Origin of the sequence: Pseudomonas sp. B37(2017), assembly GCF_002112885.1 — a bacterium.
Classification (GTDB): domain Bacteria; phylum Pseudomonadota; class Gammaproteobacteria; order Pseudomonadales; family Pseudomonadaceae; genus Aquipseudomonas; species Aquipseudomonas paraglycinae.
Window position 1 is genome coordinate 250,096 of the sequence record NZ_NEIX01000001.1, and the last position, 14,178, is coordinate 264,273.

The following is a 14,178-nucleotide window of genomic DNA, read 5'->3' on the forward strand; positions in this document are numbered from 1 at the left end:
TCTGAATGACACTGGCCCGAGCATATCCTCAGCTGTGAGAACGGCATGACTCAAACCGATACGACCGCACTGCGTCACGCCGACATCCTGATTGTCGGCGGCGGCCTCAGCGGCACGATGCTGGCGGTGCAATTGCTGCGTTTGCCGGGGCGCAGAAAGATTCTGGTGATCGAGCCCCGGGCCGAACTGGGCCGGGGCGAAGCGTACAGCGCGGTGGAGCTGGGCCACACGCTCAATGGCAACGCAGCGCGGATGAGCGTTGACCCGGACAATGCCGATGACCTGACCCAGTGGCTGACCGATCACATTGCCGGTGGCGGCTGGCCGGAGTCGGATCAGCAACATGTGCCGGTCAGCGAACTGTTCCCACCACGCGGGTTGTTCGGCGTCTACGTGCAGCAGCGCCTGGCCGAAGCGCAGCAGGTGGGCGCGCAGCACGGTTCGACGGTCGAGCATGTGCGCGCCGAAGTGGTCGATGTTCAGACCTCCATCGATTCCGTGCAGCTCACCTTAAGTGACGGCCAGCAATTGCAGGGCGCTCATGCAGTGCTTGCAACCGGGATGTTCCCGGCTGCCCGCACCCCGCAAAAAGAATCCAGCGGCCTCAACGCGGCGGCACTCGATCCGTGGGATGTCGCGGCCATGCGCCAGCTCGATCCGCAATCAACGGTGCTGATCATCGGCTCCGGCCTGACCATGGTCGATGCCGTGGTGTCGCTGGAGCAGGCCGGGCATCGCGGGCCGATCGAGGTGTTTTCCCGGCACGGGCTGTTGCCTCATGTGCGTCGGCAGCCGCCCGCGTGGGTGGACTTCCTCGCCGAAGATCACGGCATCCGCACACCACGCCAGTTACTGCACGAATTGCGCCGACATTGTCGCGACGCCATCGCTCAAGGCATTGACTGGCAGGCGCCGCTCGACACCGTGCGTGCGCACATCGGCCGGTTATGGAGTCAGGCCAGCGATGTGCAGCGCCGGCAATTCGTGCGGCATGTCCGGCCGTGGTGGGAAAGTCATCACCATCGTTCGCCACCGCTGAGCGCTGAATTGGTCGAGCGTCTGCATCGAGAAGGACGATTGCGCATTCATGCTGCGTCTTACAAGGGACTTGAGCCGGTATCGGGCGAGGGCGTGAGTATCCGCATTCGTCCTCGCGGTGAGGCCAAAACCTGCGTGGTGCAGGGCGCGGCGTTGATCAATTCCAGCGGCATCGAATACGACTGGCGCCGGGTCGCGCGACCTTTGCCACAGCAATTGCTGGCGCGCGGTCTGGTTCGTCCGGGGCCATTGGCGCTGGGCATCGCGGCCGCGGTAGACGGCGCTGTACTGGATGAAGAGGGCTGCGTCTCGACCCGCCTGTTCGCCATGGGCCCGCCGTTGCGTGGCATGTGGTGGGAGAGCACCGCCGTCACCGATGTGGCGTCGCAGGCCAAGGCACTGGCCGCGCGATTGGTTCGCTGATACCCAAATGCAGGAAACCCCGCTTCGGCGGGGTTTCCTGTTTCTGGCAGCTCAAACCTATCACTCAGTAGCGCTGATATTTGGAACCGAATTCCGGGCGGTTTTCTGCGACGTACAGCTTGGCCTGTTCAGCGTTTTGTTGCAGGTTGAGGTTGCCCTTGTGTTCGGCATCGATGCTGACGGTGTCGACGTTCAGGGTGCCCGACTGGCCAACGGTCGCCGACGCGACAACCGGGGTGCTGGCGTGTGGGGCTGCTATGGCGGAGGTGGCGCCGATCAGGGAAACGATGAAGCCGAGTGCGATGATGTCTTTCATGATGTTGCTCCAGAGAGTGGGGAGAAGATGGAGCCCACTCTAGTGCTGGAGGGTTTTGATGTGAAAACACCCTTGCGCATAGTCGTTATCGAAGGCGTTGATGCCTGATCAGCGCGGTAGGGTATTGCTCAGCCAGCGCTGGCGCAGCTGCTCCAGACGGCCGTCGGCCCGCAATGTATCCAGCGCCTGCTGCCAGCGTGCGACCTGTTTCGGATCGGTCTGCGGCGAAAAGGCAATGTAGGTGTTCTGTTTCATCAACGGGATCTGGTACTGCAAGCGTCCCGGCTCCATGCCTTGCTCGCGGGCAAGGGCGGCCTTGGACCAGGTATCGGAGACCACGAAATCGGTACGCCCCAGGCTGAACAGTCGCATCATCTGCTCCGGGGTTTCGACGCCGTAGAGGTTGTTCAGGTCTTGCCCTTGCAGGTAGCTGTAGACCAGCCATTTGCGCGGCACGGTGATCCGGCCCAGGTGATCGGCTTCACGCAGGCTGTGCACGGGAGGCTGGAGATTGTCGCGGGCGTACAGCGCGGTTTCGACTTCGATCAGCGGCCCGACCCATTGATAGCGATCGTCGCGGTCGTCGGTACGCAGCACGGTGAATACGCCGGTGTCGGGCGTGTCGCTGGCCATGCGCAGGGCTCGCAGCAGCGGGACTTGTTGCAGATGGATGCGGTCGCCGGTCTGGGTCGCCAGGGCCTGCACCACGTCAACACCGAATCCTGCGAGCTGATTACCTTGCATGAAATGCAGGGGCGGATGGTTGTCGGTGAGCAGTTGCAGATCCGCCGCGGTGGCCGTCAGGGCCAGCATGGACAGCAGACAGGCGGCAAATCGTTTCATGGATCGTCCCTGAACAAATCAATCGCGCAGCTTAGTACGAGCCATGACGGCTGTCGTGGGGAAACAGCGGGGCTTTTGTGTCAGAGAACAAGGCTTATCGGTAGTGAACGCTGCGGGGGCAGAGCGCCCCCGGCAGGAATCGACAACGGCGGGTACATACGATCAGTAGCGCTGGTACTTCGAACCGAACTCGGGACGGTTCTCGGCGACCAGTACGCTGCGGGCCGAACGCTCGCGCAGTTCCTGCAAGCGGTCGGCGCCACCTTCAGCGACGCGTTCGCGCAACTCTTGCAAACGGTCAGCACCGCCTTCGGCTACGCGTTCACGCAGTTCCTGCAAGCGGTCGGCACCGCCTTCAGCGACGCGTTCACGCAGTTCCTGCAAGCGATCCGCGCCACCTTCGGCAACGCGATCCTTCTGCAGGTTTTCCGAGCCGTATTCGGCAACCAGCGGTTGGGAGCTGGCGGATGCCAGGTCGGCCAGGGCCAGGCCGCTGAGCAGGCTGATTGCGAGTACCAGGGATTTCGAGGACTTGAACATGGTGCTTCTCCTTGCGTTTGAGATGAATGAACCAGTGCTTTCTGGTGGGTTCATTCAAACGCGAGGGTGTATCGCTGATATGTGGTGTTACGGCCCGAAAACACGGGTTACGTATCTGCGCGGCGAATTTATACAGAGTGATACAAATCCGTCAGGATTCGGCGAGCATCTCCACGGCGAAGGAGAAAACATAACCCTCGTTGCGCACGGTCTTGATGTAGGTCGGCTCGCGAGAGTCGTCCAGCAGACGTTGACGCAGGCGACTGACCAGCAAATCGATGGAGCGGTCGAACAGGTCGGCGTCGCGACCCTGAGTCAGATTGAGCAACTGGTCGCGGCTGAGCACCCGTTGCGGATGATCGAGAAATACCCGGAGCAGGCGATACTCGGCGCCACTGAGAGCGACCATGGTGTCGTCTTCATCGAGCAGGTGGCGGGCGGTGGTGTCCAGGCGCCAGCGGCCGAACGCGAGCAGGCGCCCGGTTTCGGTGATCAGCAGATTGGGTGGCAGCATTCGCGTGCGGCGCAGCACGGCGTTGATCCGCGCCAGCAATTCGCGGGCAGCGAAGGGTTTGGTCAGGTAATCGTCGGCACCCATTTCCAGGCCGAGGATGCGGTCGGTCTGGTCGTCGCGGGCGGTGAGCATCAGGATCGGGATCGCCTTGTGCTTGCCGGCGCGCAGTTCGCGGCACAGCACCAGCCCGTCATCGCCGGGGAGCATGATGTCGAGCACGATCAGGTCGACCGTGTTGGCTTCCAGAAAACTGCGCATCTGCCGGCCATCGGCGACCACGGTGCTGCGCAGGCCGTTCTTGGTCAGGTAATTGCCGACCAGCTCGCGGATCTCGCGGTCATCGTCGACGATCAGGATGTGGTTGATGTGATCCATGGTTCGCTCTTTTTATAAGGAGTGCCCGAAGCGTTGCGCTTCGGGCTGGTCGCTTCGGGTCAGGACACCACGCGATAGCACGGCACATACGCCGCGCCGCCCGGCAGTTTCATCCGGTGCTGGGCGACGAAGGCTTTGAGCAGCAGATCGAGCGGCTGCATGATCGCGGCGTCGCCACGGATCTGGTACGGCCCGTGTTCCTCGATCAGGCGAATGCCCTTGTCCTTGACGTTGCCGGCGACGATCCCGGAGAACGCGCGGCGCAGGTTGGCCGCCAGTTCATGAGGTGGCTGGTCGCGGTGCAGCTTGAGGTTGGCCATGTTTTCGTGGGTCGGATCGAACGGGCGCTGGAAGCCTTCGTCGATCTTCAGCAGCCAGTTGAAGTGGAACGCGTCGGCGCGTTCGCGGCGGAACTGCTTCACGGCCTTCAGGCCCGCGGTCATCTGCCTCGCCACTTCGGCCGGGTCGTCGATGATGATTTCGTAGTGCTTTTTCGCCGCTTCGCCGAGGGTGGCGGTGACGAAGGCGTCCAGTTGTTCCAGGTATGGCGCGGCATGTTTCGGCCCGGTCAAAATCACCGGGAACGGCAGGCCGGCGTTGTCCGGGTGCATCAGGATGCCCAGCAGGTACAGGAATTCTTCGGCGGTGCCGGCGCCGCCCGGGAAGATGATGATGCCGTGGCCGACGCGGACGAAGGCTTCCAAGCGTTTTTCGATGTCCGGCAGGATCACCAGCTCGTTGACGATCGGGTTCGGCGCTTCGGCGGCGATGATGCCCGGTTCGGTCAGACCGAGGTAACGGCCACCGTGAATCCGCTGTTTGGCGTGGGCGATGGTCGCGCCTTTCATCGGGCCTTTCATCACGCCGGGACCGCAACCGGTGCAGATGTCGAGGCTGCGCAGGCCCAGTTCGTGGCCGACTTTCTTGGTGTATTTGTATTCTTCGGTGTTGATCGAGTGGCCGCCCCAGCACACGACGATTTTCGGCTCGACGCCCGGGCGCAGGGTGCGCGCGTTGCGCAGCAGGTGGAAGACGTAGTCGCTGATGCCCTGGGAGGTGCTGAGGTCGATGCTCAGGGCGTCGAGTTCGTTTTCGGTGTAGACGATGTCGCGCAGGGCGCTGAACAGCATTTCCCGGGTGCTGGCGATCATTTCGCCGTCGACGAAGGCGTCGGCCGGGGCGTTCAGCAGTTCCAGGCGCACGCCGCGATCCTGCTGGTGGATGCGGATTTCGAAGTCCTTGTAGGCTTCCAGAATGGTTTTCGCGTTGTCGACATGGGCGCCGGTATTGAGGATGGCCAGGGCGCACTGGCGAAAGAGGGTGTAGGTGCTGCCGGTTCCGGCCTGGCTCAGTTGCTGAACTTCACGTTGGGAAAGGGTTTCGAGGCTGCCTTTTGGGCTGACCGAGGCATTGATTACGTGTCGTTGGGTCATGCAGTGATCCTTAAAACGATGTCATTGCCGGCATGGCCAATGGCATCCGAATAGTGTGTATCCATGAATGAAGATGGCACGATCTGCGTGGTATCGCCATGTCCCCGTTGGACTTTGAAAAGATGAAAAGGCGCTCCAGCATAGCTAAATCCGCCTCAGAGGCGATAATGCGCCGGCCTCTTTTTATTTCAAGCCATGGAAGCCTGTCGCGATGTTCGAGATTCAACCGATCGATGCCATCACTTATCGCCAGCAGACCCGGCGCAGCACGCTGATCATCGCGGTGCTGTTTCTGGTGCTGGCGATGGCGTTTTCGACGGCGGCGGTGGCGCTGTTCGGCGAGCCGGGCGGGGATAACCTGCGGTTCAATGTCGGCGGGGTGTTTGGCGCATTTCTGCTGACAGCGGCGTTGCTGCGCGGGCGTTTCTGGAACCAGACCTGGATGGCCCCGGCGGTGTACGGCTGGCGGCTCAAGCGCAGCCTGATGAGCGTCACCAACGTGATGCATCAGGTGACGGCAGCGGTGGAGAAGGGTGATCCGGTGGCGATGAAGGTGCTGCGTTTCTATCACCTGGGGCTGACCCAGATGCATGAACTGGACGGTAACTCCAGCGATCACGCGCAATTGCACCGGGAAGTCGAAACACACAAGACGCGGATGAAGGCGCTCGGTCTGGATACCGATCAGACGCGCCTCGATCCGGCCTGGCTGGAAACCTTGAAAGCGCGCTAAAACGGAATGCGTGCGGCGCGCCGGAGTTTCCAGCGACGGATCAGGCGCCCGTAGACCAGCAGGTTGACCACCAGCACCACGCTGCCCAGCACCAGCTGAATCTGCGGGGTCAGCCCCGCCGGGTAGATGATCGGCCAGATGTAATGTTCGATGAATCCGCCGGCGTATTCGGTCTGCCCGGCGGCGTGGCGCATCAGGTTTTCCCAATAGGTCAGCGGACAGGTCAGGTGCAACACCTCGACCGCCACGCCCCAGGCCGCCGCCGGCAAATGCAGCCACATCAGCCGCGGCCACTTGAGCACCAGCAGCCCGCCGAACAGCACGAATAGAATGAACAGCAAATGAAACAGCACCAGCCCGTCGGCGGCTATTCGATACAGCATGTCGTCTCCCTGACGCGTGTGTGAATGGTTGCCATGTTACGCCGGTAAACGACTGACGGAAGGAAGGATTTGCGCCAACTGCGCAAGATTGTTCAAGCCACCCACGGGCGTTTGCTGGCAGAGTCCGGGGTCTTGTCTCACGGTTGAAGCGTGTTATGTCCGACTCATTAATGCCGCGCAGTGCTTTTCTTCGCGGAGCCGCGGCGATCATGCCGTTATCCCTGGCGACCGCGCCGTGGGGGCTGCTGGCCGGCTCCATGGCGATTGAAGCCAACCTCACGCCGCTGCAAGGGCAGGGCCTGTCGAGCATCGTGTTTGCCGGCGCTGCGCAGTTGGTGGCGATCGGCATGCTCAAGGGCGGCGCCGGGATTTTCTCGATTCTGCTGACCACGCTGTTGCTGACCTCGCAACATTTGCTTTATGGAATGAGCATGCGCCACGTGATTTCGCCGTTGCCGGGGCGTTGGCGCATCGGTCTGGGCTTTTTGCTCACCGATGAACTGTTCGCCCTGACCAGTCAGCATGATCGCCAGCAGTTCAACCGCTGGTACGCGTTGGGCGTGGGTCTGACGTTTTACATCGCCTGGAACCTCTTCACCCTGGCCGGCATCGTGCTCGGCAGCAGCATTCCGGGGCTTGAGCACCTGGGGCTGGACTTCTCGATTGCCGCCACCTTCATCGCATTGATCACCCCGGTGGTGCGCAATGTGCCGACGGTGGTCTGCGTGGCGGTGTCGCTGTTCTGCTCGGTGCTGTTCAGTTACTGGCAATGGGGTTCGGCGCTGGTGTTGTCGGGGCTGGCTGGCATGACCGCCGGGTTTATCTGCAACAAGCTGTATCGGGAGCGTACATGATGGTCTGGGCAGTGATTATCGGCATGGGGATTCTGGTGTTCCTCAACCGTTACGTGTTTCTCGAACCGCGCCTGCCGGTGCGTCTGAGCAGCAACGCGCGGCAATTTCTCGGTTTTGCCGTGCCGGGCATGTTGACCGCGATTTGCGGGCCGATTGTATTCATGCCGGACAAACAACTGAATCTGCAGTGGGATAACCCTTATCTGCTGAGTTCACTAGTCGCAATCGGCCTGGTGATCTACACGCGTAATACATTGCTTAGCATGCTATTGAGCATGGCGTTCTTCTTTCTATTGCGCTGGTGGCTTTAAGTTCTACGCTTAATGGGTGAATTCCATTAGCGAGGTGAACATGGCAACCGAGCAGAAACGTCCCGAAGAAGATGACGAACCGAGTGAAGAAGAGCTCGAGCGGGAGAAACACAAGGAGCAGACCTGGAAGCATGACGACAGCCGCGAGTTGTCCGACCGTGATCAGGAACGCCCGCTGAAACCCTGAACGCCACAACGAAAAGCCCCGCGATTGCGGGGCTTTTCGTTCATCAAAGATCGTCCAACTGCGTGAAATCGGGGTGGGAGGCCCGATAACCCAAGGTCTTGTCGATCCAGGCATTCAGCTCGTTGACCATCACCGGCGGGTGGCAGGGATAGTTTTCGAGGGTGGCGCGCAGGATGCGGTCGATATCGGGTACGTCACGCAGGTTTCGAGTCTTTATGTAGTGGCCGATAAAACAGTCGAGTTGAAAGCGTTCTGTCGTGGACAGATGAATACACTCCAGGCCTGTGACCTGTTTGATTGCAAAATCGTCGCGCAACTTAATTCTCTGCAAGGCTTGTTAAGTTTGTGGGGTATTCCTGGTTTTGCTGACTCTTTGGTCAACTGGTATGCCAAAAGGAAATGCGGCGCGCATGCTATCCGTAGTGTTTGTAAATGTATGTATGACGGTTGAAATGTCAGACAGGCGGTTAGTTCAATCAAACGACTGTTTATGTTGAATGTTTCGCGTTTGAAACACCGGGTGTAACGCGCAGGATTCAATTCGTGGATTCCTGCCCTTGATAACGCACCACGCCGGCATTTATTTACGTCACCGCTTCAATCAATTCCGCACCCTGATTGCGGGAGTTGCCCACCGCTTTGCCGACTTTGTGCCATTGGAACGCTTCGCTGGGTTCGGCTTCGAACAGCAGCATCTGCTCGGCGCGTTCGGTGGGCGTGGCGGGATCGAGCCATTCGTGCACCCGATCGGCGCACAGCACGATCGGGCGCCGGTCATGCACATCGAGCAAGCCGCCTTCGCTGTTGGCGGTGATGATGACGAAGCCGTCGTCTTCCCGTGGAGGTTCGCCGGGTGTCGGAAATTGGCCGATGGCGGCGCAGAAAACCGGTTGATGATCGGCGCGACGAATCAGCCAGGGCTGTCGGCTTTTGTCGGGGGCATCGACCCACTCGAACCAGTTGTCGACCGGCACGATCAGCCGATGACGCCAGATCGCTCGAAAGAACGGCCCGTGTGCGACTTTTTCCAGCCGCGCGTTGATCGGTGCGGCGCGATCCTTGGCCCAGTGCGGACGCCAGCCCCAGCGCAGATTGTCGGCGTATAGCCGTTGTTCGTGTTGATGGAGGATCGCCAGCGACGTCGTGGGTGCAGCGTTGTAATGCGCCAGCGGTGCGTCGCCGACGTGATTGATCAGCGCATCGGGAATGCTCAGCACCGCGACGAAATCGTGGATGCCCCGGTATTGCGACAGTCTTCCGCACATTGGCCGACCCTCCGGCGAACAGCTGCCTGAAGGTTTGAGCTTAGTTGCACGGTTCAATCCTTGCTGCCCTGGCCGGTGAACGCGTCGCGCCAGACCAGCCAGCGGCGTTCCAGTATGGCCAGCAGGCCGTCGCTGAGTTTGCCCAGCAGCGCCAGGACGATGATCGCGGCCAGCACGATGTCCGGCCGCGACGTTTCGCGACCGTCACTGAGCAGGTAACCCAGACCTTTGGTCGCGGCGATCAGTTCGGCCGCCACCAGAAACATCCACGACAGGCTCATGCCGCTGCGCAATCCTGTGAACAGGCCGGGCAGGGCGGCGGGCAGCAGAATCCGTCGCACCAGTTGCAGCGGACTGAAACCATAGATGTGCCCGACCTCTACCAGTTTGCGGTCGATGTTGCGGATCGCCGCGACCACGTTGACGTAAACCGGGAAGAACGCGCCGATGGCGATCAGGACGATTTTCGAGGTCTCGTCGATCCCCAGCCACAGCAGCAACAGCGGCACCCAGGCCAGGCTGGGAATCGAACGCAGCGCGGCGAAGGTCGGTTCCAGATAGGCCTCGGCTTCGCGGCTGAGGCCGACCCACGCGGCAAACACCAGCGCCAGACTCGCGCCGATGGCAAACCCCAGCAGCACGCGAATCAGGCTGGCACCGATGTGTTTCCACAAGGCGCCTTCGGCCAGATCGGTGAGGGTCAGGGCGATCTCGCTCGGCGCGGGCATCTGGTAGGACGGCAGCCAGCCAATGCGTACGATAAATTCCAGGGCGATCACGATCAGCATTGGCAGCGCCAGGCCTTTAAGGCGCCGGCGCCAGAGTGGATTCAACGGCAAGGGTTTTCGGCGTGGGGCCGACAAGGCGAGGCGGGCGGGAAAGTCGTTGCTCATGGACGGTTCTCCGCTCACGACAAATCCGCGACGGGCGCGGATTTGTTATGAGCCTGATCGGTTACTGGGCGGCGGCGACTTGCTGGAAACCGGTGTCGATCAACTGATCGATGACCTGATCGACATTCACCCCACGGCGCACCAGTTCTTCGGAGACCAGAATCGGCGCGGCGGCTTTCGACGCCAGCACATCCTTGGCGGTCAGTTGCGGGCTGCTCAGGTCGGTGCGCGACAGTTGCAGCTTGGCCACATCCAGCGGCAGACCGGATTCGCTGGCGAGCAACTTGGCCAGTTCTTCGGGGTTCTTCACCGACCACTCGCGGGCCTGCTCATAGGCCTTGATCACGGTGTCGATGGTTTGCGGGTGCTGCCTGGCGTATTGCTCGGTAACGCTGACCACGCCGTAGCTGTTGAAGTCGCGATTGCGGTACAGCAGGCGCGAACCGGCCTGCACCTGACTGGCGGCCATGTGCGGATCGAGGCCGGCCCAAGCGTCGACATCGCCTTTCTCCAGGGCGGTGCGGCCGTCCGGATGTTGCAGGTGCACCAGTTCCACGTCGTCCTTTTTCAGCCCGGCCTGTTGCAGGGTGCGCAGGGTGAACAGGTACGGATCGGTGCCTTTGGTGGCGGCGATTTTCTTGCCCTTGAGGTCGCCGACGGACTGGATCGGCGAGTCCTTGCGCACCACCAGCGCGGTCCATTCGGCGCGGCTGTAAACGTAGACCGATTTGATCGGGCTGCCATTGGCCCGGCTGAGCACGGCAGCGAGGCTGGCCGACGAGGCGAAATCCACGCCGCCGCTGTTGAGGTATTCCAGCGAGCGGTTGCTGCCCTGGCTCAGCACCCAGCTGACTTTGCTCTGGGGCAGGGCTTTTTCCAGGTAGCCCAGGTGTTTGAGCGCCAGGCTGACCGGCGAGTAATAGGCGTAATCCAGATGCACTTCGGCCGGCGGCGCTTCGGCAGCGTGGGCGAGCGGTTGCAGGCTCAGGGCTACTGCGCAGGCCGCGAGCAGCGTTTTGACGCGGGAAAACGGTAAGAGGGATTTCATGGGCACGCTCCGGCAAGGCAACAGATTCTTATGTCCAAAAAGATATTTTTATCGAATGCTTCCTGCATGAATGGAATATTGCAGGCTCTGTGCCATGTGCGCCTTGTCCCGTATTTACGGGGTCTAACGCCGGTTTTGCAGGTTTGAAGTGTTGCAGGGAGAACACTGTGCCGAGCCACTGTTGCTCGGCCAACAGTGCGGCGGGAAGGTGCTGAGCTTATGCGCTAATCGAATTTCAAATCTGATTTGTAAGAGCGTTATGGTCTATAAAAATCCCTTCTGCAGGACTCGCCATGAAGCTCTCACGTTTCCTACGCGCCGCGTTGACCAGCGCACTGTTTGCCACGCCATTGACCTACGCCGCCGAACCCTTGGTCCTGCACGTCGGTGACCAGAATTACTACAACATCCGCGCGTCCATAGAAGCGTCCGGCGTGTTGAAGGACGCGCCTTACACGGTCGACTGGAAACACTTCCAGGCCGCCGCGCCATTGGCCGAGGCGTTGCAGACCGGGTCGCTGGATCTGGGTTTTCTGGGGGATTCGGGATTTTTGTTCCTGGCTGCCAAACAGGCGCCGGTGAAACTGATCGGTGTGTCGCGACAGAACCCGGACACCATCGCCCTGTTGGTGCCCAAGGATTCTCCGGTGAAAACCATTGAGGACCTGAAGGGCAAGAAGGTCGCCTACTGGCCGGGTGCCTGGAGTCAGCAGTTGACCTTGCGGGCGCTGGAGCAGGGCGGTTTGCCGGAGAATTACGTCGACTTCGTCAAATTGATGCCGATTGATGCAGCTGCCGCGCTACCGCAAGGCAGCATCGATGCGTTCCCGGTCTGGGAACCGTACATTTCCCAGCAGATCGTGTTCTCGGGTGCGCGGCCGATTCTCACGGCGAAAAACCTGATGCCGGGCTTGAGCGCCATTGCGGCCTCGGCGCCGTCCATCGACAGCAAGCGCGAAGCGATCGCCGATTTCCTCGGGCGCCTGAAGCAGGCCCGGGCCTGGGTTGACAGTCACACCGACGAATACGCCGACCTGTGGGCGAAGAAGGCCAACCTCGATCAACAGGTTTCGCGGCACTGGTTGCGCCAGGCGCACATGACGGTCGGCCCGGTCGATCAACAGGCTGCCGCCGATCTGCAAAGCACCGCCGACTTTCTGTTCAAGGTCAAGGCGCTGCCGGCTCCGCTGGCCACGGCGGGGATCATCGACAGCTCGTTTCAACAGGCACTGGCACGCTGAGCGAGCGCCGGAACCAAACCCTGTGTATCTTTATCCAACCTCGGCCCATCTCAATGGGTCGCAGGGAGGCAGCAGCGGCGAAGGAGTTTTGCCAATCGACAACATGACCGCAACGGTCGGGCTCAAGGCAAAACATGACACAGTGGTTCAAGCTTTTCTGCGCGATGGCGGTGGCCGTCGGGCTGGCCGGATGCATCGCCGCTCCCATCGAAATGACCGCACAGACCGAAGCCCGGCTCAAAGAGCAGGCGCCTGTGCGCTTTCTGTTGACCTTCGATGACGGGCCCAGCGCTTCCAGTTTTTTCAACCCGACCGACACTGTGCTCGACAGCCTCAAGGACAACCCGCTGCAATCGGGGATCAAAGCGGTGTTTTTCGTGCAGACCCGCGCGCCACGAGCGGGCAACAGTGAGATCGGCCGGCGGGTGATGCGCCGCGAGCACGCTGAAGGGCACATTCTGGGCTTTCACACTGCGACCCATTGGCACACCAATCATCGATTGCTCGACCCGGATGAGCTCGAAACCACGTTGACCAACGGCTCGGCGGACATCGCGGCGATCACCGGCGCGCCGCCGACATTGCTGCGTCCGCCGTTCTGGAACTACGACAAACGCACCTTCGCCGCCTATCAGCAGCACCACATGCAGGTGTTGCTGACCGACCTGAGCGCCAACGACGGCAAGATCTGGGGTTTCAACGCCAGCCCCCGGCGGCGGGCAAACATGCTGCGTCAGCTGTCTGAGGTCCGGGAACGGATTGCCCTTGGCGAATTGCCGACGGTGGACGGGGTGATTCCGGTGGTGGTGACCTTCCATGACCTCAACCGCTACACAGCCCGCCACACCCGCGAGTACTTGCAGATTCTGCTCGACAGCGCCGCCGCCACCGGCGTGCGACTGGCAGACAAACCGTTCTATGAGGATCGCACGGCGCTGGAAAAAGCCGCGCTGGCGCGCACGGTGGGCGAGTCGTCGAAACCGGTGAACCTGCCGGGAATCTGGAACTGGATCTGGGACCATGACGCCCATTGAGAGCGGCGACTTGAAGATGTGAAGCGGTTGGCAAATTTTGCGGGTGTCGGTGAGAGCAAGGCGACAAAAGCTCATCTATGCTGATCGGGTCGCCCGAGCCTGCGCCTGTGAGGCGTGCCCCCATGATTGCCATTACCGACATTTGCCGCATCGTCGAATCCGGCTTTTCGCCGCTGTATTGCGATTGCACCGAAACGGCGCAGGGACTCTTGCAGATCAAGGTTTACGAACCCGACAGCGGGCGGGTCAACCTGTTGCTCAACGGGGTTTCGCCGGAGCATCTGGTCACCATTCGTGACATCTCCAATTTCATCGGTGAATTGCGCACCGAGATGAGCGCCGGTCGCCGGGCATTCGCCGGTTGAGGGTTAAAGACGTCGCTGAAAGGCGCGGACGATGCTCAGCGTGGCGTCACTGACGTTCAGATTCTGCACCGCATCCAGCGGGTGCCAGAGACAGTCGACGATTTCATTCAGCGGGCGAACCTGATCAATGTTCAGCACCGAAGCCTCGTAGACGTGGTGGCGGGTGCTGCCGTTCTGCAATTCCATCAGATAGAGCATGTCATCGCTGTCCAGCCCGGTTTCCTCCTTTAGTTCTCGGACGGCGGCTTGCGCGCGGGTTTCTCCCGGTTCGACGGTGCCCCCCGGAAGCGTCCAGCGGCACCTTGGTTTGCGCACCAGGAGAATGTGTCGATCCTGCTCGCAGATGACGGTTGCTCGTACTTTCATGTGTTACCCGATTGCC

Annotated in this window: 19 protein-coding genes; 8 read left to right on the top strand and 11 right to left on the bottom strand. The window is 61.0% G+C overall.

Annotated elements, in window-relative coordinates; all coding sequences use genetic code 11:
• Positions 1–45: 45 nt before the first annotated feature.
• Positions 46–1,461 carry an FAD/NAD(P)-binding protein gene (locus tag CAF90_RS01290; RefSeq protein WP_085602926.1) on the top strand — a complete coding sequence of 472 codons (1,416 nt, stop codon included), beginning with the start codon at positions 46–48 and terminating at the stop codon, positions 1,459–1,461.
• 64 nt (positions 1,462–1,525) lie between these two features.
• Here the strand turns inward: CAF90_RS01290 and CAF90_RS01295 are convergent, their stop codons facing one another.
• From CAF90_RS01295 to ppnN, 5 genes are all read right to left on the bottom strand, one after another.
• On the bottom strand, positions 1,526–1,777 hold the full coding sequence (locus CAF90_RS01295) for a hypothetical protein (RefSeq protein ID WP_085602928.1): 252 nt from the start codon (positions 1,775–1,777) through the stop codon (positions 1,526–1,528).
• 108 nt (positions 1,778–1,885) lie between these two features.
• Positions 1,886–2,620, bottom strand: a complete 735-nt coding sequence (locus CAF90_RS01300; RefSeq protein ID WP_085602930.1) for an ABC transporter substrate-binding protein — start codon at positions 2,618–2,620, stop codon at positions 1,886–1,888.
• Between the two features lie 162 nt (positions 2,621–2,782).
• A complete protein-coding gene (locus tag CAF90_RS01305) occupies positions 2,783–3,160 on the bottom strand; it encodes a hypothetical protein (protein WP_085602932.1) in 378 nt (125 codons plus the stop codon).
• A 151-nt stretch (positions 3,161–3,311) separates the two neighbouring features.
• Complete coding sequence (locus CAF90_RS01310; protein WP_039766999.1) at positions 3,312–4,049, bottom strand: response regulator; 738 nt, start codon at positions 4,047–4,049, stop codon at positions 3,312–3,314.
• A 59-nt stretch (positions 4,050–4,108) separates the two neighbouring features.
• Positions 4,109–5,482, bottom strand: coding sequence for a nucleotide 5'-monophosphate nucleosidase PpnN (gene ppnN / locus CAF90_RS01315; RefSeq protein ID WP_007950520.1), 1,374 nt, complete (start codon positions 5,480–5,482; stop codon positions 4,109–4,111).
• Positions 5,483–5,693: 211 nt separating this feature from the next.
• On the opposite strand from ppnN, the gene CAF90_RS01320 reads away from it, so the two are divergent.
• Positions 5,694–6,215, top strand: coding sequence for a DUF3087 domain-containing protein (locus CAF90_RS01320; RefSeq protein ID WP_085602934.1), 522 nt, complete (start codon positions 5,694–5,696; stop codon positions 6,213–6,215).
• Here the strand turns inward: CAF90_RS01320 and CAF90_RS01325 are convergent.
• On the bottom strand, positions 6,212–6,598 hold the full coding sequence (locus tag CAF90_RS01325) for a DUF2784 domain-containing protein (protein ID WP_007950517.1): 387 nt from the start codon (positions 6,596–6,598) through the stop codon (positions 6,212–6,214). The genes CAF90_RS01320 and CAF90_RS01325 overlap by 4 nt on opposite strands.
• 155 nt (positions 6,599–6,753) lie before the next feature.
• Between CAF90_RS01325 and CAF90_RS01330 the strand changes: the two genes are divergently transcribed.
• From CAF90_RS01330 to CAF90_RS29490, 3 genes are read left to right on the top strand one after another with little or no spacing between them, the layout of a single operon-like run.
• Entirely contained in the window at positions 6,754–7,452 is a 699-nt protein-coding gene (locus CAF90_RS01330) for an AzlC family ABC transporter permease (protein ID WP_045121617.1), read from the top strand.
• On the top strand, positions 7,452–7,763 hold the full coding sequence (locus tag CAF90_RS01335) for an AzlD domain-containing protein (RefSeq protein ID WP_166742327.1): 312 nt from the start codon (positions 7,452–7,454) through the stop codon (positions 7,761–7,763). Before CAF90_RS01330 ends, CAF90_RS01335 begins: the two co-directional genes overlap by 1 nt.
• A 40-nt stretch (positions 7,764–7,803) precedes the next feature.
• Positions 7,804–7,950, top strand: coding sequence for a hypothetical protein (locus CAF90_RS29490; protein ID WP_166742325.1), 147 nt, complete (start codon positions 7,804–7,806; stop codon positions 7,948–7,950).
• A 43-nt stretch (positions 7,951–7,993) separates the two neighbouring features.
• Here the strand turns inward: CAF90_RS29490 and CAF90_RS01340 are convergent, their stop codons facing one another.
• The 4 genes from CAF90_RS01340 to CAF90_RS01355 all read right to left on the bottom strand — a co-directional run bounded on the left by CAF90_RS01340 (position 7,994) and on the right by CAF90_RS01355 (position 11,156).
• Complete coding sequence (locus tag CAF90_RS01340) at positions 7,994–8,266, bottom strand: hypothetical protein (protein WP_085605099.1); 273 nt, start codon at positions 8,264–8,266, stop codon at positions 7,994–7,996.
• 268 nt (positions 8,267–8,534) lie between these two features.
• Positions 8,535–9,215, bottom strand: coding sequence for an SOS response-associated peptidase (locus CAF90_RS01345; protein ID WP_085602936.1), 681 nt, complete (start codon positions 9,213–9,215; stop codon positions 8,535–8,537).
• Between the two features lie 53 nt (positions 9,216–9,268).
• Positions 9,269–10,108 (bottom strand): ABC transporter permease, encoded by an 840-nt coding sequence (locus CAF90_RS01350; protein ID WP_085602938.1) that lies wholly within the window; start codon positions 10,106–10,108, stop codon positions 9,269–9,271.
• Positions 10,109–10,169: 61 nt separating this feature from the next.
• Entirely contained in the window at positions 10,170–11,156 is a 987-nt protein-coding gene (locus CAF90_RS01355; protein ID WP_085602940.1) for an aliphatic sulfonate ABC transporter substrate-binding protein, read from the bottom strand.
• Between the two features lie 293 nt (positions 11,157–11,449).
• Between CAF90_RS01355 and CAF90_RS01360 the strand changes: the two genes are divergently transcribed.
• The 3 genes from CAF90_RS01360 (at position 11,450) to CAF90_RS01370 (ending at position 13,796) form a co-directional block, all read left to right on the top strand.
• The gene (locus CAF90_RS01360) at positions 11,450–12,397 is read left to right on the top strand and encodes an ABC transporter substrate-binding protein (RefSeq protein ID WP_011334669.1); all 948 of its coding nucleotides are present in this window, start codon (positions 11,450–11,452) and stop codon (positions 12,395–12,397) included.
• A 134-nt stretch (positions 12,398–12,531) separates the two neighbouring features.
• Complete coding sequence (locus tag CAF90_RS01365) at positions 12,532–13,431, top strand: polysaccharide deacetylase family protein (protein WP_085602942.1); 900 nt, start codon at positions 12,532–12,534, stop codon at positions 13,429–13,431.
• Between the two features lie 122 nt (positions 13,432–13,553).
• The gene (locus CAF90_RS01370; protein WP_007950507.1) at positions 13,554–13,796 is read left to right on the top strand and encodes a DUF1652 domain-containing protein; all 243 of its coding nucleotides are present in this window, start codon (positions 13,554–13,556) and stop codon (positions 13,794–13,796) included.
• Positions 13,797–13,799: 3 nt separating this feature from the next.
• Here CAF90_RS01370 and CAF90_RS01375 read toward each other — a convergent pair whose 3' ends face one another.
• Positions 13,800–14,162, bottom strand: a complete 363-nt coding sequence (locus CAF90_RS01375; protein ID WP_085602944.1) for an NUDIX hydrolase — start codon at positions 14,160–14,162, stop codon at positions 13,800–13,802.
• Between the last annotated feature and the right edge of the window lie 16 nt (positions 14,163–14,178).

Coding starts and splice junctions, on each gene's coding strand:
- CAF90_RS01345 (WP_085602936.1), bottom strand. CDS start 9,215: ATGTGCGGAAGACTGTCGCAATACCGGGGCATCCACGATTTCGTCGCG.
- CAF90_RS01355 (WP_085602940.1), bottom strand. CDS start 11,156: ATGAAATCCCTCTTACCGTTTTCCCGCGTCAAAACGCTGCTCGCGGCC.
- CAF90_RS01295 (WP_085602928.1), bottom strand. CDS start 1,777: ATGAAAGACATCATCGCACTCGGCTTCATCGTTTCCCTGATCGGCGCC.
- CAF90_RS01350 (WP_085602938.1), bottom strand. CDS start 10,108: ATGAGCAACGACTTTCCCGCCCGCCTCGCCTTGTCGGCCCCACGCCGA.
- CAF90_RS01360 (WP_011334669.1), top strand. CDS start 11,450: ATGAAGCTCTCACGTTTCCTACGCGCCGCGTTGACCAGCGCACTGTTT.
- CAF90_RS01335 (WP_166742327.1), top strand. CDS start 7,452: ATGGTCTGGGCAGTGATTATCGGCATGGGGATTCTGGTGTTCCTCAAC.
- CAF90_RS01305 (WP_085602932.1), bottom strand. CDS start 3,160: ATGTTCAAGTCCTCGAAATCCCTGGTACTCGCAATCAGCCTGCTCAGC.
- CAF90_RS01375 (WP_085602944.1), bottom strand. CDS start 14,162: ATGAAAGTACGAGCAACCGTCATCTGCGAGCAGGATCGACACATTCTC.
- CAF90_RS01370 (WP_007950507.1), top strand. CDS start 13,554: ATGATTGCCATTACCGACATTTGCCGCATCGTCGAATCCGGCTTTTCG.
- ppnN (WP_007950520.1), bottom strand. CDS start 5,482: ATGACCCAACGACACGTAATCAATGCCTCGGTCAGCCCAAAAGGCAGC.
- CAF90_RS29490 (WP_166742325.1), top strand. CDS start 7,804: ATGGCAACCGAGCAGAAACGTCCCGAAGAAGATGACGAACCGAGTGAA.
- CAF90_RS01325 (WP_007950517.1), bottom strand. CDS start 6,598: ATGCTGTATCGAATAGCCGCCGACGGGCTGGTGCTGTTTCATTTGCTG.
- CAF90_RS01310 (WP_039766999.1), bottom strand. CDS start 4,049: ATGGATCACATCAACCACATCCTGATCGTCGACGATGACCGCGAGATC.
- CAF90_RS01365 (WP_085602942.1), top strand. CDS start 12,532: ATGACACAGTGGTTCAAGCTTTTCTGCGCGATGGCGGTGGCCGTCGGG.
- CAF90_RS01330 (WP_045121617.1), top strand. CDS start 6,754: ATGTCCGACTCATTAATGCCGCGCAGTGCTTTTCTTCGCGGAGCCGCG.
- CAF90_RS01320 (WP_085602934.1), top strand. CDS start 5,694: ATGTTCGAGATTCAACCGATCGATGCCATCACTTATCGCCAGCAGACC.
- CAF90_RS01300 (WP_085602930.1), bottom strand. CDS start 2,620: ATGAAACGATTTGCCGCCTGTCTGCTGTCCATGCTGGCCCTGACGGCC.
- CAF90_RS01290 (WP_085602926.1), top strand. CDS start 46: ATGACTCAAACCGATACGACCGCACTGCGTCACGCCGACATCCTGATT.